11 protein-coding genes are annotated in these 17,375 nt (G+C 68.2%); 7 read left to right on the forward strand and 4 right to left on the reverse strand.

Annotated elements, in window-relative coordinates:
- Positions 1-53 precede the first annotated feature (53 nt).
- Positions 54-1,115 carry a glycosyl hydrolase family 18 protein gene (locus ABS767_RS03215; RefSeq protein WP_408076924.1) on the forward strand — a complete coding sequence of 354 codons (1,062 nt, stop codon included), beginning with the start codon at positions 54-56 and terminating at the stop codon, positions 1,113-1,115.
- Between the two features lie 69 nt (positions 1,116-1,184).
- Positions 1,185-1,925 (forward strand): GntR family transcriptional regulator, encoded by a 741-nt coding sequence (locus tag ABS767_RS03220; protein WP_408076925.1) that lies wholly within the window; start codon positions 1,185-1,187, stop codon positions 1,923-1,925.
- On the opposite strand, the gene ABS767_RS03225 is transcribed toward ABS767_RS03220, so the two are convergent.
- The 4 genes from ABS767_RS03225 to ABS767_RS03240 all read right to left on the reverse strand — a co-directional run bounded on the left by ABS767_RS03225 (position 1,922) and on the right by ABS767_RS03240 (position 9,609).
- Positions 1,922-3,406, reverse strand: coding sequence for a tryptophan halogenase family protein (locus tag ABS767_RS03225; RefSeq protein WP_408076926.1), 1,485 nt, complete (start codon positions 3,404-3,406; stop codon positions 1,922-1,924). The genes ABS767_RS03220 and ABS767_RS03225 overlap by 4 nt on opposite strands.
- Positions 3,403-4,788, reverse strand: a complete 1,386-nt coding sequence (locus ABS767_RS03230) for a tryptophan 7-halogenase (protein ID WP_408076927.1) — start codon at positions 4,786-4,788, stop codon at positions 3,403-3,405. The genes ABS767_RS03225 and ABS767_RS03230 overlap by 4 nt, the downstream gene beginning before the upstream one ends.
- Positions 4,785-6,290, reverse strand: coding sequence for a tryptophan halogenase family protein (locus ABS767_RS03235; RefSeq protein ID WP_408076928.1), 1,506 nt, complete (start codon positions 6,288-6,290; stop codon positions 4,785-4,787). The genes ABS767_RS03230 and ABS767_RS03235 overlap by 4 nt, the downstream gene beginning before the upstream one ends.
- 115 nt (positions 6,291-6,405) lie before the next feature.
- Complete coding sequence (locus ABS767_RS03240; RefSeq protein WP_408076929.1) at positions 6,406-9,609, reverse strand: TonB-dependent receptor; 3,204 nt, start codon at positions 9,607-9,609, stop codon at positions 6,406-6,408.
- A gap of 177 nt (positions 9,610-9,786) precedes the next feature.
- Between ABS767_RS03240 and ABS767_RS03245 the strand changes: the two genes are divergently transcribed.
- The 5 genes from ABS767_RS03245 to nagE all read left to right on the forward strand — a co-directional run bounded on the left by ABS767_RS03245 (position 9,787) and on the right by nagE (position 17,372).
- Positions 9,787-10,863, forward strand: coding sequence for an acyltransferase family protein (locus ABS767_RS03245; protein ID WP_408076930.1), 1,077 nt, complete (start codon positions 9,787-9,789; stop codon positions 10,861-10,863).
- 90 nt (positions 10,864-10,953) lie between these two features.
- Positions 10,954-11,994 carry an SIS domain-containing protein gene (locus ABS767_RS03250; protein ID WP_408076931.1) on the forward strand — a complete coding sequence of 347 codons (1,041 nt, stop codon included), beginning with the start codon at positions 10,954-10,956 and terminating at the stop codon, positions 11,992-11,994.
- Positions 11,991-13,157 (forward strand): N-acetylglucosamine-6-phosphate deacetylase, encoded by a 1,167-nt coding sequence (gene nagA / locus ABS767_RS03255; protein ID WP_408076932.1) that lies wholly within the window; start codon positions 11,991-11,993, stop codon positions 13,155-13,157. Before ABS767_RS03250 ends, nagA begins: the two co-directional genes overlap by 4 nt.
- Before the next feature lie 19 nt (positions 13,158-13,176).
- Positions 13,177-15,684, forward strand: a complete 2,508-nt coding sequence (ptsP, locus tag ABS767_RS03260) for a phosphoenolpyruvate--protein phosphotransferase (RefSeq protein WP_408076933.1) — start codon at positions 13,177-13,179, stop codon at positions 15,682-15,684.
- Positions 15,681-17,372, forward strand: coding sequence for an N-acetylglucosamine-specific PTS transporter subunit IIBC (nagE, locus tag ABS767_RS03265; RefSeq protein ID WP_408076934.1), 1,692 nt, complete (start codon positions 15,681-15,683; stop codon positions 17,370-17,372). The genes ptsP and nagE overlap by 4 nt, the downstream gene beginning before the upstream one ends.
- The last annotated feature ends 3 nt before the right edge of the window (positions 17,373-17,375 follow it).

Below are 17,375 nucleotides of genomic sequence, written 5' to 3' on the forward strand. Positions count from 1 at the left end.
AGATGAAGGGTCAATCGCTTCGGATCGGCCGTTTCGCTATGGGGGATCGCGCGTTGAGACCGATAATCATGCTGCGCGCGGCGCTGGCCGCACTGATTGGTTTTGTATTCGTCATATCAGCTCCGGACGCGGCATCCGCGCCGCGCCAGCCGGTGATGGTCGGCTATATCGCCGCGTTCAAGGGGATCGACCCGACGATCGCGCGGGTCCGACTGGCGGATTACACCCATTTCAACATCGCCTTCGCCAATCCCGACGCGGATGGCGCGTTCGAACGCGACGGGCAGCTGACTTGCATGCCCGCCCCTCTCGGCGCGAAAACCCATGTTGCGGAGCTGCACGCGCAGGTTGGACGGCTGCGCGCGAACGGTGCGAAGGTCCTGGTGTCGATCGGCGGCGGCGTCATTCCGTCCTGTTCGGGCGACTGGTCCGCGCTGCTCGCCGCCGACCGGCGCGACGCGACCGTCGCGGCGCTGGTCGCGCTGTCCGACACGCTCGGTCTCGACGGGATCGATGTCGATCTTGAGGGCGAATTGTTGACCGCGATCGACCGGGCCGGGGACTATACGCCCTTCATCGCGGCGCTGTCGCGCGCGATGCAGGCGCGCGGTAAGCTGCTCACCTGCGCCACCGCATCCTATGACGGGGGGATGATCCCGGTCGCGTCGATCCGTTATTTCGATCTGGTCAACGTCATGTCCTATGACGCGATCGGGCCGAGCTGGGGGCCGGCCGGCGCCGAACATGCCCCGCTGGCGATGGCCCGGCGCGATCTCGCGCTGTGGCTTGAACGCGGCGTCGCGCCCGAGCGGCTGGTGCTCGGCGTCCCCTTTTACGGCTATGGCTTCAACGGCGTCGCGGCCAATTGGTCCTATCGCGACCTCCTCGCCGCCTATCCCGAAGCCGCGAAGCGCGACCGGATCGGCACGCCCTGTGCCGGGTGCCGCTACATCACCTATAACGGACCCGCGACGATTGAGGCCAAGGCGCGCCTCGCCCGGCGGCAGGCCGGCGGGGTGATGGTGTGGGAAGTGTCGCAGGACAGCGCCGATCACGCGCTCGCGCGGGCGGCGCAGCGTGGCCTGTCCACAGCCCAGCCGCGCGGCACCGATTGACGCAACGATACCAATGCAACACATGTGGAGCGGGCCCCGGCGCGCCCGACCGAAGGTGGAGCAACGTCCGTGTCGCTGATCGAAGTCGTGGGGGCACTCCACAAGGCAGACCCCACCCCGCTATATCTCCAACTGCAGAAGATCCTGCGCGACGCAATCGACAGCCATGTCGTCAAGGCGGACGAGGCGATCCCCACCGAACGCGACCTCGCCGAGGAATTCGACGTGTCGCGCATCACGGTGCGCAAGGCGATCGACGGGCTGGTCAGCGAGGGGCTGGTCGCGCGCCGCCGCGGTGCCGGCACCTTCGTCACCCGCCCCCGCGTCGAGAAGAGCCTCTCCAAGCTCACCTCCTTCTCGCAGGACATGATCTCGCGCGGGCGCCGCCCGTATAGCGAATGGGTGAGCAAGACCGCCGGGACCGTGACGCCGGAAGAGGCGCTCTCGCTCGGCCTCTCGCCCGGCTCGCTGGTCTATCGCTTCCACCGCATCCGCTACGCCGACGACACCTCGATGGCGCTCGAATATGCGACCGTCCCCGCCTATTGCCTCCCCTCGGTCGCGGTGGTCGGCGCGTCGCTGTACGAGGCGCTCGAGGCGCATGGCCACCTTCCGGTGCGCGCGCTGCAGCGGCTGCGGGCGATCGCCTTCACCCTCGAACAGGCCGATGTGCTGGGGATCGAGCCCGGCTCGCCCGGCCTGTTCATCGAACGCCGCGGCTTCCTCTCCGACGGCCGCACCGCCGAGTTCACGCAAAGCTACTATCGCGGCGACGCCTATGACGTGGTCGCCGAACTCAACAGCGGCTAGAGCGCCCCCAGAAACGCCGCATGCGTCGGCAGCTCCGCCAGCTGCTCCGCCACCCGCGCCCGCAGCGTCGCCAGCCGCCGCGCGAGCTCATCGGCCGACAGCCCGTCGGCGATCGGATGCCAGCTCGCCGGGCGCACCCCCTGCCCGGTCAGCACGGCATACCAGTTGGTCGGGCCGAACAGGTCGCCCGGCTCGAACAGGATGTTGCCGGTCGCGCGGAACACGTCGATCCGCTCGGCCAGGCTGTCGGGAACGCCCGCAGCCGCGACATCGCGCCAGAACGGCGTGTCGTCGCGCCCGGCCAGCGCATAGTGCGCGATCACGAAGTCGCGGATCGCCTCGACCTCGCGGATCGTGTCGCGATTGAACCGCGCGGCAACCCCGGGGTCGAAGCCGTCGCGCGGCAGCATCGCCAGCAGCCGCACGATCGCGGTCTGGATCAGGTGGATCGACGTCGATTCGAGCGGCTCGAGAAATCCGCCCGCCAGCCCGATCGCCACGCAATTGCGGTTCCACACCAGCCGCCGATGCCCCGCCGCGAAGCGCAGCCGGTTCGGCTCGGCCAGCGCCGCGCCCGGCAGCCGCTCGGTCAGCAGCCGCGCGGCCTCGTCCTGCGCCAGATGCGCGCTCGAATAGACATAGCCATTGCCGTCGCGATGCTGCAGCGGGATGCGCCACTGCCACCCCGCCTCGCGCGCGGTCGATCGCGTGAAGGGCGGCGGATCGCCGTCGCGCGCGGCCGGGATCGCGATCGCGCTGTCGCACGGCAGCCAGTGGCGCCAGTCGACATAGCCCGTCTCCAGCGCGCCTTCGATCAGCACCCCGCGAAACCCCGAACAGTCGATGAACAGGTCGCCCGCGATCACCCGCCCATCGTCGAGCAGCAGCGAGTCGATGAACCCGTCCTCGCCGTCCAGTCGCACATCGGCCACCTTGCCCGCGATCCGCACCACCCCCGACGCCTCGGCCTGCCCGCGCAGGAAGCGCGCATAGCCCGCCGCATCGAAATGCACCGCATGATGCACCGGCCCCAGCCGGGTCGCAGGCGCAAACCGCCCCGCACGCGCCGCCAGCGTCTCGAGCTGATAGGGCGCCGCATCGGGATCGCCCCCCTGCGCCAGATGCCGCAGCCAGTAATGGTGGAAATGGATGCCGCCCATCTCGACGCCGAAATAGCCGAACGGGTGGAAATAGCCGTTGTCCGCCCCGCCCCAGCCGTCGAACTGGATGCCGAGCTTGATCGTGCCCTGGGTCGCGCGCAGGAATTCGGCCGGATCGATCCGCAGATAGCGGTTGAACTCGTGGATCGGCGGCACCGTCGCCTCGCCCACCCCGACCGTGCCGATCGCATCCGATTCGACCAGCGTGATCGCGTGCCGCTGCCCGGCGAGCGCGCGGCCCAGCGCCGCGGCGGTCATCCACCCGGCGCTGCCGCCGCCCAGGATGACGATGCGCCGCACCGCCCGCGTCCGCGCGCTCATCGCCCGCTCCGCAATGCCGCCAGCGCCTGCGCATGCGTCGGCATGGCGCGTACCTCGGCCGCGATCGCGCACAGCTGGCGCTGGAATTCGGCCATCAGCGCCTGATCCTCGACCAGCAGCGCCTGCGGGTCGTGACTGCGCGGCACCACGCCATGCCCCGCCATGCACAGCGCCCAGCCATCGTCGACATGCGCCTCCTGATCGAAGTGCGCGACCATGCCGCGCGCCGCGAACAGGTCGATCTTCGCGGCCAGCTCCAGCGACATCGGCGCCGCCCGCGCGGCCTCCCAGAAGGGCGATCCGCGCGCGTTCAGCCGGAAATGCTGCGCCGAAAAATCGGCGATCCGCGCCCGCGTGCCGCGCAGCTCGTCGCCATACTGCTCCGCCTCGATCATCGCCACGCGGTCGATCGGCCACAACAGGATCAGCTGCGCGATCGCCAGCTGCAGCTCGATCAGCCCCGCGCCGTCCAGCGTGGCGGCGATCCCGTCGGGCTGCGCGATCGTGACGCGGTTGCCGGTCCAGCCCGGCACGCGCCGCGCTGCCACCGCCACCGCCGGATCGGACTGCACCGCCCGTCCCACCGCCTGCTGCAGCGCCGCCAGCGCGTCCTGCTCGCGCATCCGCGCCGAGGCATAGTGACACGCCACCGCCACCCGGTCGGCCAGCGGGGTCAGCGCGATCCAGCCGGCATCGTGCGCGATCATCCGCCCGTGCAGCGGGATCGGATCGATCGGCGGCGCGGACGCCAGGATCATGCGGTCACACAGCGGCGCTGGCGCCCCGTCCTCCGCCGCGTCGCGCGCATCGACGATCAGATCCGCCTCAGCCGCCACCTCGGCGGCCACGATCTCCACCCCCGCCGCCCGGCATGCGGCGCGCAGCACCGCGGCATAGCCCTGCGCGTCGAGATGACGCCCGGGCTTGACCGCCTGCGGCACGGCGGGGTCGCGCACGGCTCCGACGCGCCCCTGCTTCGCCGCCACCGCCGCGATACAGAATTCCTCGAGCGGGACGCGCAACCCGGCATGGCGCGCCCGCGTCCAGTGCTGGATAAAGGGCAAGGACGCAAAGGGCGTTCCGGCATCGCCATAGGCATGCAGGAAGACGTCGTCCCCGCCCCAGCCGACGAATTGCTGGCCCAGCGTCAGCGTGGCGTGCGCATGATCGATCAGCGCCGCATCGCCGATCCCCAGCAGTCCGTGAAAGCCGACCAGGTCGGGCGGCGCCACCAGCGCGGCATGGCGCGGCGGCCGCGTGCCGTCGTCGTGCCAGCGCACCGTCACGCCCATCCGCCCATAGGCGCGCCGGATCGCCAGCGCCGCCATCGGCGCGGCAATGCCGCCGCCCAGCACGGCGACGCGTTGCACGGCCCCGGTCATGGCGCGGGCGCCGGGCAATAATCGGCGACGAAGGCGCCATGGTCGCGCGCGCTGTGGACGCCATACTCGATCGTCGCCGACAGCGCCTCCAGCCGCTCCGCCAGCACCGCATCGGGCAGCGTATCCGCCAGCCGGTCCGCCGCGCGCGGCACGATGCCCTGCCCCACGAACACCGCCTGCCAGCTGGTCGGCCCGAACAGCCCGTCGCGATAGGCCGGAACGTGCGCGCGATGGCGAAACCGCTCGATCCGCGCGCGCAGCGTATCGGGCAGGTCCGTCGACGTGACCGCTTCCCATAACGGCGCATCGGCGACGTTGGCGACATAGTGCAGGATCAGGAAATCGCGGATCCGGTCATATTCGATGTCGAGCACGCGGTTGAACTCGGCGGCCAGCGCGGGGTCGATCTCCGGCCGGTCGGGCAACAGCGTCAGCATGTGCATGATCGCCGCCTGCACCAGATAGATGCTGGTCGATTCGAGCGGCTCGAGGAACCCGCCCGCCAGCCCCATGGCGATGCAGTTGCGCGACCATGCCTGGGCGCGCTTGCCCGCCGTGAAACGCAGCACGCGCGGCTCGGCCAGCGCTTCGCCGTCGAGCCCGGCGAGCAGCGCCGCGGCCGCCGCGTCGTCGGAAAGATGCCGGCTCGCATAGACATAGCCGTTGCCGGTGCGATGCTGCAGCGGGATGCGCCATTGCCAGCCGGCATCGCGCCGCGTCGCGCGGGTATAGGGGGTGAAGGCGGCGGACCGCGCCGACGGCACCGCGACCGCGCTGTCGCACGGCAGCCAGTGCGACCAGTCCTCGAACCCGATGCCCAGCGTCTGGCCGAGCAGCAGCGAGCGGAAGCCCGAGCAGTCGACGAACAGATCGCCCGCGACCCGCGCGCCGGACTCAAGCGTGACCGCAGCGATGCGCCCGTCCGCGCCGTCGCGCGCGACGTCGACGATCCGCCCCTCGACCCGCTCGATCCCGCGCGCCTCGGCCCAGCGCCGCAGGAAGCGGGCATAGAGAAAGGCGTCGAGATGATAGGCATAGGAAAAGGCGTTGCGGACATCGTCCGGATCGCCATTGGGCAGCATGAAGCGATCGGCCTTCGCCATCACGATCGGGAAACAGGTGTCGAACAGCGACGGCGCCGTCCCCGCCGCGTTCGCGCGCGCCCAATAGCTGAAGAAATCCGCCTCGCCGATCGGCCGCCCGAACGTGCCGAAGGGGTGGATATAGCGGTCACCCTGCCGCCCCCAGTTCACGAACTCGATGCCCAGCTTGAAACTGGCCTGGGTCGCGGCCATGAACTCGCGTTCGTCGAGGCCCAGGAAGTCGTTGAAGTCCTTCATCTGCGGCAGCGTCGCTTCGCCGACGCCGACGGTCCCGATCGCTTCGGATTCAATCAGCCGCACGCGATAGCGGCGCGGGTCCAGCTTGGCGGCGCACGCCGCGGCGCACATCCACCCGGCGGTACCCCCGCCGACGATCACGATATCGAATTGCCCGCTCATCTCGTGCGACCTTAGCGCCTGTTTCGGCCAAGCCGAAACGGTTGCGGCACCGGCCCGCTTTCGCGCCGCGCTATTCCGGCGCCGGCCCCGTGCGGGACCGACGCCGGATCGCGGGTCACAGGCTCAACCGAACGCCGAACTGGAAACGCCGGTCTTGTTTGAACCAGGCATTTGGTTTCAGCAGTCCGGTCGAGTCGACCTGCTGGTACAGCACCGTATCGGTGCCGAGCAGGTTCGAGCCTTCCAGCACGAACTCGATATTGTTGGTGGCGCGGAAGCGGATCGACGCGTCGAGAAGGCCGGTCGCATCCTGCCAGATCGGCAGGCCGACGCAGCAGTCGATCGCCGTCACCAGATATTTGGAGCGCCAGTTATAGGCGACGCGCGCCGACACCTGGCCCTTCTCGTACATGGCGACCAGGTTGAAGCTGTGCTTCGAAATCCCTTCGAGCGCATCCGCCTTCACCGCCGAGGTTTCGTAGGTAAGGCCCCCGCCGACGGTTCCGGCACCGGTCTCGTTGGTCAGATTGACCGTCTCGATCCCGTCATTCTTGACATAGGTATAGTTGGCCTGGACGCCGAAACCGCTCAACGCGCCCGGCAGGAAGTCGAAGAAGGTGCTGAACGACGCTTCCATGCCATAGATGCCGGCACCCTCGCCATTGACCGGGCGGTTGAGCCGGACATTCTCGGTGACGCCGTTATTCTGGATGGTCAGGTTGAACTGGCCAGCCTGGATATAGTCGTAGAACTGCTTGTAGAAGCCGGTGATGCTGAACGATCCGGCGCGCGCGAAATAATATTCCAGCGTCAGGTCGAACTGGTCCGCCGTGATCGGCTTCAGCCCCGGATTGCCCGACGTGGCGGTATATTGCCAGTCATAGGCGATCGCGTTGCCCGCCGCGTCGCGCGTAACCAGCGGGTTGGTGGGATCGTTGAGATTGGGGCTCAAGGGGGTGATCGTCAGGTAATTGCGCAACAGGCCGAAATCGGGCCGCGACATCGCGCGCGAATAGGCAAAGCGCGACACCAGCTTGTCGGTCAGGTCGAACTTGATGTTGAAGCTGGGCAGCACGTGGAAATGGTTCACGCTAGTCGTGTCGGCCACGGTCGCGCCGTTGTTGAACGCGATCTCCGCCGGCGTGATCACGCATCCTGCCGTCGCGGTGGGATTGCCCGCGCCATCGACGCCGCGGGAGCACGACAATTCGGTGGCGGTGAACGGGTTGCCAAAGGTCGTCGCGCCCACCGTCGCATCCTGCGTCCACACCAGACGCGCGCCGAGGTTGCCCGAGATCTTGACCCCGCCGATCGCCAGTCCGTCGCCGCCGAACTTCGCCATGGCATAGGCGGCGACGGTGCGCTCGCTCACGCGGTGGATTTCGCTCGGCAGATAGCAGCCGAAGTCGCGCTCGATCGTCTCGCCCGCGCGATAGCCTTCGCCCGAGCATACCGGATAATATTCGCCCACCCCGATCGCCGGCCGGCCGAGCGACGCGGCCAGCGTCTCGCGGTTCACCAGATTGTCCATGTTGAAGAACACGAACGAATTCTGGTTCAGCTGGTTACCGGCGAAGAAATCGCCGCCGAACGTGTGCGTCTGGGTCGTCCCGGCCGGATAGACCGGGCTGTCGATGTTGAAATAGGGCGCCTGGGTATAGGTCCAGGTGTTCGAGATATTGGCCCAGTTATAGGCGCCCCAGCGCACCGTCTGGTCGCGGTCGGAATAGCGCGCGCCGACCTTGATCGCGTTCAGCCAGCTCGATTCGACCGAATATTCCGCGTCCATGCGCAGCGCGATTTCCTGGCCGTCGCTGTCCTCGGTATGGTCGGTGATCGCGTAGTAGTGATAGTTGTTGGGATTGTTCAGCCCGCCCGACGACAGGTTGATATTGTCCGCCACCGTCGGCGTGAACTGCAGCCGCGGATATTCGCCGGTCAGGTCGACAAAGGTGTTGGCATAGCTGCGTGCGAGCACCGACGCGTTGTAGTTGCTCACGCTCGCATCGACATATTGCCCGTCGAAGGTCAGCCGCAGCCGGTCGTTCACTTCCCAGCGAAAGTTCAGGCCGAAGTCCTGCGTGATCTGGCGGTTGCGCAGCGCGTTCGCGGACGCGTCGACCTGCGGCGCGCGCTGCGTGTTGGTGCAGCCTTCCCAGGCATAGCAGCGGTTGTAGAACGCCTCGCCATTCTCGTTGAGGCCCAGGCCCAGATTGTCGTTGCCTTCGCCGACATAGGGGCGCGGCGCCGACCACCAGCCGGACAGGAAGTTTCCGTCTTCGTCGAAGGTGAAGGGCGCGGTGCCCTGCAGCGGCTGGATCTGGCTGCCGTCGGTATATTCGAAGTCGGCCGGCCGTCCGTACAGGTCGCCGCCGAACGCGCTGGAGAGGACCGAATATTCGCGCCAGCTGTTATTGTATTGCGAGCGCAGGTACTGGCCCGTCAGCGTCATCGACTCGTCGGTCGACTTCCACTGGAACGCCGCCGCGACGCCATAGCGCTTCCGGTCATACTCGTTTTCGCGCATCGAAATGCCGCTCGGGATATATTGCTTCCCCGGCCCGAACACCCCATCGAACACACCCATCCGATCAAACTGCACCCCCTGACTCGCCGTGATCGCGTGTGCATAGGCGCCATTCAGCATCAGGCCGATCTCGCCGATCCCGGTCTCCCAGCGATCGGAGACGATACCCGAAATCTCTGGTGAGGATTTGCGGGCGATGTCGCCATAGGTGTTCTTGATTGAGAGGGAGATAATTCGCCCGGGGCTGTCAAACGGGAGCCGCGTGCGCAAATTTACCGTGCCGGCGATGCCGCCTTCGATCAGGTCCGCGGTCTGGTTCTTGTAGGTGTCGATGCCGCCGAGCAACTCGGGCGAGATGTCCTGCCAGCTTAGCCCGCGCGAGCTGTTCGCGCTGAAGGTGTCGCGGCCGTTGAATTCCGAACGGACCTGGTTGAGGCCGCGGATAATGACGCCCGACGGCTCGGCCGAAAAGTGCGAGGTGTCGTCGGTACCGGCGAAGCGAATGACGGTGATGCCGGGGACGCGCTGCAGCGCTTCGGCCACAGACTTGTCGGGGAAGGAGCCGATATCCTCGGCCGTGATCGAATCGACCACGGTGTCGGCATAGCGCTTGCGGTTCTGCGCCGATTCGAGGTTGTCGCGGATCCCGGTGATGACGACCGTGTCCGAATCGTCCTGCTCGGCGGCGTCCTGAGCCAGCGCCGGCGCGCTGATCGCGCTGGCCAGCGCGGCCACGCAAATCCCGTGCATCAAGCGGCGCCCATGCGCAGCCTTGAGGGTCCGTTCGATCATTGCCTGTCTCCCCGTCTTGTCCCGGCCCCCGTTCGCTCCCAACGAACTTTTATGAGACCAATTTCGATATTGGACTATTACCAATAGACTACAAATTCAAAATCCTGTCTATTGCAAATTTGCGACCAGGCAGGAATTGTCCGGCTTGCGCGGGATCGGTGACAGGGGGAGCGCGGGATGCGGCTGATTTCACTCGATGTATTGCGCGGCCTGACGGTCGCCGGGATGATCCTAGTGAATTCCGCCGCAGCGATGAAATGGGGGGCGGATGCCGAGGTCGCCCCGATCCTGTTGCACAAGAGCTGGGACGGCCTGACCCTCGCCGACCTGGTCTTTCCCGGATTTCTGACGATGGTGGGGATCGCCATCCCCTTCTCGCTGCGCGACCCCAAACCGGGGCAGCAGGGGCGTGCGCTGGCGCGCGCCGGCCGACTTGTCCTTCTGGGTGTGATCCTGTCCAACCTCTATTGGGCGACCGATTTCGACGCACACCCATTTCGCGTGTTCGGCGTGCTGCAGCGGATCGGTCTGGTCTATGGCGCATGCGCGTTGCTTTATCTGACGGCCGGGCCGCGCCTGCGGATTGCGCTGATCGCCGTGATCCTGATCGGATACTGGCCCCTGACCCTGCTTCCCGCACCTGACGGCTTGCCCAACGACCTATGGCAACGCGGGCATAATTTCGTCGCCTCGCTCGACCGCGTCGTGCTTGGTGCCCATCGCTATGTCCAAGGACCGGAAGGCTATGATCCAGAGGGAATTCTGGGAACGCTCCCGGCGATCGCCCAAGGACTGATCGGAGTCGTACTGGGCGAGTTTCTGCGCAACCGCAGCGGCGGCCGCACGCGAGCGCTTGCCCTTGCCGGTGGTGCGATGGTGGCCGTCGGTGCGGCGTGGAGCTTCGCCTTTCCGATCGTGAAGGACATCTGGTCGAGCAGCTTCGTTCTGGTGACGTCGGGCATCATCACGCTAGCGCTCGCCGCGCTCCATCCCTGGCTGGATCGAACCGGGCAAAAGCCCGGCCCCGCCGCCACCGCGATGATCGCATTCGGCGGCAACGCCATTGCCGCCTATACCCTGCATCAGTTGACCGCCAGCATGGTGACATGGGACCTGTTGCGCACGCCGTTCGACGCGACGCGAACCACCCTGGGGGATCCCGTCGCCTCGCTGATTCCGGTGCTGCTCTATATGGTGCTGATATGGGCTGCGATGGAGTGGCTGCGCCGCAAGGCATGGATCATCAAGATTTGAGAGAGGAATACCTCTTGATGAGACCAATATAACCACTATAATACCAGTCTGGAACGCGCCGGGCGTGGAGCGATCGAGAGGAGGGCGGCAATGGGGGCACCGGCGATGGCCGAGCGCACCACCCTGATGGGGGGCGAAGCGTGCGAGGCAGCTGCTGCAGTTGCGCGCATGCTCGACGCAAATCGCGCCGCGTTCGCCCGGATCGCCGAACGTCTGCGCGCGCATCCGCCCGAAACGGTCATCACCTGCGCGCGCGGATCGTCCGATCACGCCGCGACCTATGCCAAATATATGATCGAAACGCGGACCGGCGTGCCGGTGGTATCGGCCGCGCTGTCGCTGGCGACGCTGTTCGACGCGCCGGTCGTCCCAGGCAACCGGCTGGTGATGGCGATTTCGCAGTCGGGCCGCAGCCCCGACCTGCTCGCGACGGTGGCGCTGCACCGCCGCGCAGGTGCATATGTGGTCGCGCTGGTCAATGCCGAGGATGCGCCGCTGCGCGATCTGGCGGATGAGGTGATTGCGCTGTCGGCCGGGCCGGAACGCTCCGTCGCGGCGACCAAATCCTATATCGCGTCGCTCGCGGCGATCGCGGCACTGACCGGCGCCTGGGCACGCGATGCGGAAATCGCGGCGGGCGTGGCGAAACTGCCCGCGCTGCTACCTGCCGCCTGGGCCCTCGACTGGTCCGGCGGGGTGCCGGCACTGATCGAAGCGGACAATCTGTTCGTGCTCGGTCGCGGCCACGGCTATGGTATCGCACAGGAAGCCGCGCTCAAGTTCAAGGAGACGTGCGCGCTGCATGCCGAAAGCTTCAGCGCCGCAGAGGTTCGACACGGGCCGATGGCGATCGTCGGACGCGACTTTCATGTCCTGGCGTTCGGCGGCAGCGACCGGGCGGGGGCGAGCGTGCGCGAAACCGCGACCGAGTTTCGCGCACGCGGCGCGAAGCTGCTGCTCGTCGATCCCGATCCGGCCGCGGCGGACCTGGCCGCACTGGCGGCACATCCGGTGATCGAGCCGATCCTGATGGTGCAGAGCTTCTATCGCCTCGCCAACGCGCTGGCACTGGCGCGGGGACTCGATCCCGATTCGCCGCCACACCTGCGCAAGGTGACCGAGACGTTATGATCGTACGTGTCGTCAACGGGCGCATTGCGACGCCGGGCAGCATTTTGCGCTCCGCCGAGATCGCGGTCGCGGGGGACCGGATCGCGGCAATCGGGCCGGAAGGTTCGGGGCGCGTCGATGCGACGATCGATCTGGACGGCGGCTGGCTGCTGCCCGGGTTCATCGATTGTCAGGTCAATGGTGGCGGCGGCGTGCTGTTCAACGACCATGCCGATCCCGACGCGATTGCCGCGATCGGGGCGGCGCATGCGGGATTCGGCACGACCGGCTTCCTCCCCACGCTGATCAGCGACACCGCGCCGCAGATCTCCGCCGCGCTCGACGCGGTGGATGCTGCGATCGCAAAGGGAGTTCCCGGGGTGGTCGGCATCCATATCGAGGGCCCATTCATCAACGAGGCGAAGCGCGGCATTCACGAAGCGCACCGCATCCGCAGGCTGGATGCGGCAATGCTATCGCTGCTTACCGCGCCGCGGCGCGGCCGGGTGATGCTGACGCTGGCGCCCGAACAATGTGCGCCCGAGGATATCGCGACGCTGACCCGTTATGGCGTGATCGTCAGCGCCGGCCATAGCGACGCGACCTATGAAGAGGCGAAAGCGGCGATCGCAGCAGGTCTTTCGGGGGTCACGCATCTGTTCAACGCGATGTCGCCGCTGCACCACCGCGCGCCGGGACTGGTCGGCGCGGCGCTCGATTCGAATGTCTGGTGCGGGCTGATCGTCGACGACGCGCATCTGCACGCGGCCGCGGTGCGGATCGCGGTCAAGGTCAAGGGCGTCGACCGGCTGATGCTTGTCACCGATGCAATGCCGACCGTGGGGACTGAGGCGACGGATTTCATGCTGCAGGGCAAGCGCATCACCGTGCGCGACGGCGTATGCGTGTTCAGCGACGGCACGCTCGCCGGCACGCATCTCGACATGGCATCGGCGCTGCGCAACACGGTTGAGGTGACCGGCCTGTCCGTCCCCGACGCCGCAACCATGGCCAGCACGACGCCTGCCCGTTTCCTGTCGCTCGCCGGTCAGCGCGGTGCGCTGGCGGCGGGGCTGCGGGCCGACTGGGTCAGCTTCGACCGCGACCTGCGGCCGACCGGCACCTGGATCGGCGGCGTCGCGCTGCACGCCGATACTCCTGCGCTATTGCGCGCTTCCCATTGACGAAAGGACCGGCGGCACGATGGCGCTGATCATCACATCGCCGCTCCGGGGCTGGGCCGCACCGCTCGATCAGGTTCCCGATCCGGTCTTCGCCGATCGCATGATGGGCGACGGCGTCGCGATCCACCCGCTCGGCGACACCGTCTGCGCGCCGTGCGACGGAGAGATCGTCGCGCTGCACGAATCGGCGCACGCGGTGTCGCTGCGCAGCGACGAGGGCGCGGAGCTGCTGATCCATATCGGGCTGGAGACGGTGGCGCTGAAGGGGCGCGGCTTTACCCCGCTCGTCGCGCGCGGTGCGCGGGTGGCGCGCGGCGACCCGCTTATCCGGTTCGATCTCGACAGCGTCGCGCTCGCCGCGGCCAGCCTGATCACGCCGGTGGTGGTGACCAATGCGGAGACGTTCACCATCACCCGCCGCACTGTCGACCGCGCGGTCGGTGCGTGCGAGGAATTGATGGCGCTGACGCCGGTCACGGAGCCGTCGCGCCGCTGGTCCGACGACGGTACGGTCATCGCCCAGCCCGTGACCCTGCGCCTGCCGCACGGCATCCATGCCCGTCCGGCGGCACGTCTGGGCGAATGCGCGCGCGGGTTCGAGGCGGATGTCCAGCTGGTGCTGGGTGATAAGCGCGGTGACGCGCGCAGCCCGGTCGCGTTGCTGGCGCTCGGAACGAAGCTCGGCGACACCGTGACGATCGAGGCGCGTGGTGACGATGCCGAACGCGCGCTCGCCGCGATGGTCGCGCTGCTCGATACCGACATGGGAGAGGGCGCGGCGGCGGCGACCCCGGCCCCGCCCCCCGCCAGCGCGACGCCGCTGAAGCCGGGCCAGATCGCCGGCGTCATCGCCGCGCCTGGGCTGGCAATGGGGCCGGTGGTGCGGATCGATCGGTCGGCCATCGCGGTCCAGCGGGAAGGCGCCGGGAGCCAGATCGAGCGTACGGCGCTGGCGGCGGCGCGCGCCGATGTGCGCGCGCGCATCGCCGCCCGCGCCGGGGCCGGCAGCGCGCAGGTGGCGGCGGTGATGACTGCCCATCTCGCCCTGCTCGACGATCCCGGTCTCGCCGCTGCGGCGGACGCGCGGATCGCCGAGGGTGCGAGTGCCGGCTTTGCCTGGCGCGGCGCGGTCCACGACCAGATCGATATGCTGCGCGCGACCGGCAATGCGCATCTGGCCGAGCGGATCGACGACCTGATCGATATCGAGCGGCAGGTGCTTGCTGTCCTGACCGGAACGTCGGCCGATGCCGACGATGCTCCGCCCGGAGCGATCCTGGTCGCCGACGACCTGTTGCCCTCGCAACTGGTGACGCTGGCCGAATCCGGCCCGGCGGGACTGTGTCTCGCGCGCGGCGGCCCGACGTCACATGTCGCGATCCTGTGCGCAGGCATGGGACTGCCCGCCTTGGTCGCGATGGGCGACGCGCTGGACGCGGCGACACCCGACGCCGTGCTGCTGCTCGATGCGGAGGCGGGGCATGCGACGATCGCCCCCGACGCGGCCGACCACAGCGCGTTCGCCGAGCGGATCGCGGCGCGCGACGCCCGGCGCGACGCCGCGCGCGCCCGCGCCGCCGACCCCTGTCACACCGCCGATGGGGTGCGGATCGAACTCTTCGCCAATCTGGGCAGTGTCGAGGATGCCTGCGCCGCCGCCGCCCAGGGCGCCGAGGGTTCGGGGCTGGTGCGCAGCGAGTTCCTGTTCCTCGGCCGCGACGCCGCGCCGTCGGAGGATGAGCAGTACGCCGCCTATCAGGGTATCGCCGACGCATTGCCCGGCCTGCCCGTCATCGTCCGCCTGCTCGACATCGGCGGCGACAAGCCCGCCGCCTATCTGCCCTTCGCGGCGGAGGAGAATCCGGCGCTCGGCCAGCGTGGTATCCGTGTCGGCCTCGCCCATCCCGCCCTGCTCGAGACCCAGTTGCGCGCGATCCTGCGCGTCCGCCCGGTCGGCCAGTGCCGCATCATGCTGCCGATGGTGTCCAGCATCGACGAGCTGCGCGCGGTGCGCGCGATCGCCGATCGGCTGCGCGGCGAACTCGACATCGCCGAGCGGGTCGAGATCGGCGTGATGGTCGAAACCCCCGCAGCGGCGATCACCGCCGACCTGCTCGCGGTAGAGGCCGATTTCCTGTCGATCGGGACCAACGACCTCAGCCAGTATGTGCTGGCGATGGATCGCGGCAATCCGGCGGTGGCGGCGCAGGTCGATCCGCTCCACCCCGCAGTGCTGCGCATGATTGCGGAAACGTGTCGCCGCGGCGCTGGCGCGGGACGCTGGGTCGGCGTGTGCGGCGGCCTCGCGTCCGATCCGCTCGCCGTCCCGATCCTGATCGGGCTTGGCGCGACCGAGCTGTCCGCGGTCCCCGGCTTCGTCGCCGAGGCCAAGGCGATCGTGCGATCGCTCACGTCCGCACAGGCACAGGCGCATGCGCGCGCCGCGCTCGACTGTACATCGGCGGGCGAAGTCCGCGCGCTTGCCCGCGCGTTCGCGAAGACAGCCCTGGGGGAGAGTGGCGCATGAAGAGGATTCTCGAAGCGCTCCAACCGCTCGGCCGCGCGCTGATGCTGCCCATCGCGGTGCTGCCGATCGCCGGCCTGCTGCTGCGCATTGGCCAGCCCGACCTGCTCGACATCGCCTTCGTGTCGGCGGCGGGCGCGGCGATCTTCGACAATCTCGGCATCCTGTTCGCGATCGGGGTCGCGACCGGCTTTGCGCGCGACGGCAATGGCGCGGCGGCGCTGGCGGGGATCACCTGCTACCTCACCACCACCACCGGCGCGCAGACCTTCCTCGTCGTGCCCGCCGACATTGGGGCGGGATTGCCCGAAGCGTCGGCGGCGCTCGCGGCCAAGGCGTGGGCGAGCGGGCAGATCGACCGGCTCGAAGTGCCGATCGGCATCCTTTCCGGGCTGATCGGCGGAAAGTTCTACAACCGCTTCGCGACGATCGCGCTGCCCGAGTATCTCGCCTTTTTCGGCGGGCGGCGGTTCGTGCCGATCGCGTCCGGCATCGCCGGCCTGCTGCTCGCGGCGGCGATCGGCTATGGCTATTCGCATATCAGCGACGGACTGGATGCGGCGAGCCGCGCGGTAGTCGGATCGGGCGAGATCGGGCTGTTCGCCTATGGCGTGCTCAACCGGCTGCTGATCGTCACCGGGCTGCACCACATCATCAACAATGTCGCCTGGTTCGTGATCGGCGATTTCGGCGGCGTGACCGGCGATCTGCGGCGCTTCTTCGCCGGGGACCAGAGCGCGGGGGCGTTCATGTCGGGGTTCTTCCCGGTGATGATGTTCGGGCTGCCCGCCGCCTGCCTCGCCATGTATCACGAGGCACGGCCAGAACGACGCAAGGCGGTCGGCGGCATGCTGTTCAGCCTCGCCTTCACCAGCTTCCTGACCGGCGTGACCGAGCCGATCGAATTCAGCTTCATGTTCCTGGCACCGGTGCTCTACGCGATCCACGCGGTGCTCACCGGCATCTCGATGGCGCTGATGCAGTTCCTTGGCGTCAAGCTCGGCTTCGGCTTTTCGGCGGGGCTGTTCGACTATGTGCTCAATTTCGGCTTGTCGACGCGGCCCTGGCTGCTGCTGCCGGTCGGCGCGGTCTATGCGCTGCTCTATTACGGTCTGTTTCGCTTCTTCATCCGCAAGCTCGACCTGGCCACGCCGGGGCGCGAGCGCGAGGCAGCGCGGGAAACGGACGGCGCTGCAGCGGTTGCGGGCGGGCGGGGCGAACAGTTTGTGGCCGCGCTCGGCGGTGCGGGCAACATCACCAGCGTCGACGCGTGCACGACGCGGTTGCGCCTGATCGTCGTCGAACAAGGCGCGATCGACGATGCCGCGCTCACCGCATTGGGAGCGCGCGGGATCATCCGCCCCTCCGCCAATGCCGCACAGGTGGTTCTGGGGCCGCTCGCCGACCTGATCGCGGAGGAAATCCGGGGCGCGCTCGGCCAGCCACGGCACGCCGCGCCCGCTCGCGCCGGTTCGGAACCGCCACCACCCGCCGCAGCGGCGCCAGCGCTGAGCGCCGCGCTGATTGCCGCATTGGGGGGCAGGTCGAACATCGTCGGCACGCGCGCGCTGCAGGATCGACTGCGCGTCGAGGTGGCAGCGTCGGACCGCGTCGATACCACCGCGCTGGCCAATGCAACGCGCGGTGCAGTGGAGCCCAGCCCGGGCGTCTTTCACCTGCTCGTCGAGTAATTG

Origin of the sequence: Sphingomonas plantiphila (genome assembly GCF_046000505.1) — a bacterium.
Taxonomy (GTDB): domain Bacteria; phylum Pseudomonadota; class Alphaproteobacteria; order Sphingomonadales; family Sphingomonadaceae; genus Sphingomonas; species Sphingomonas plantiphila.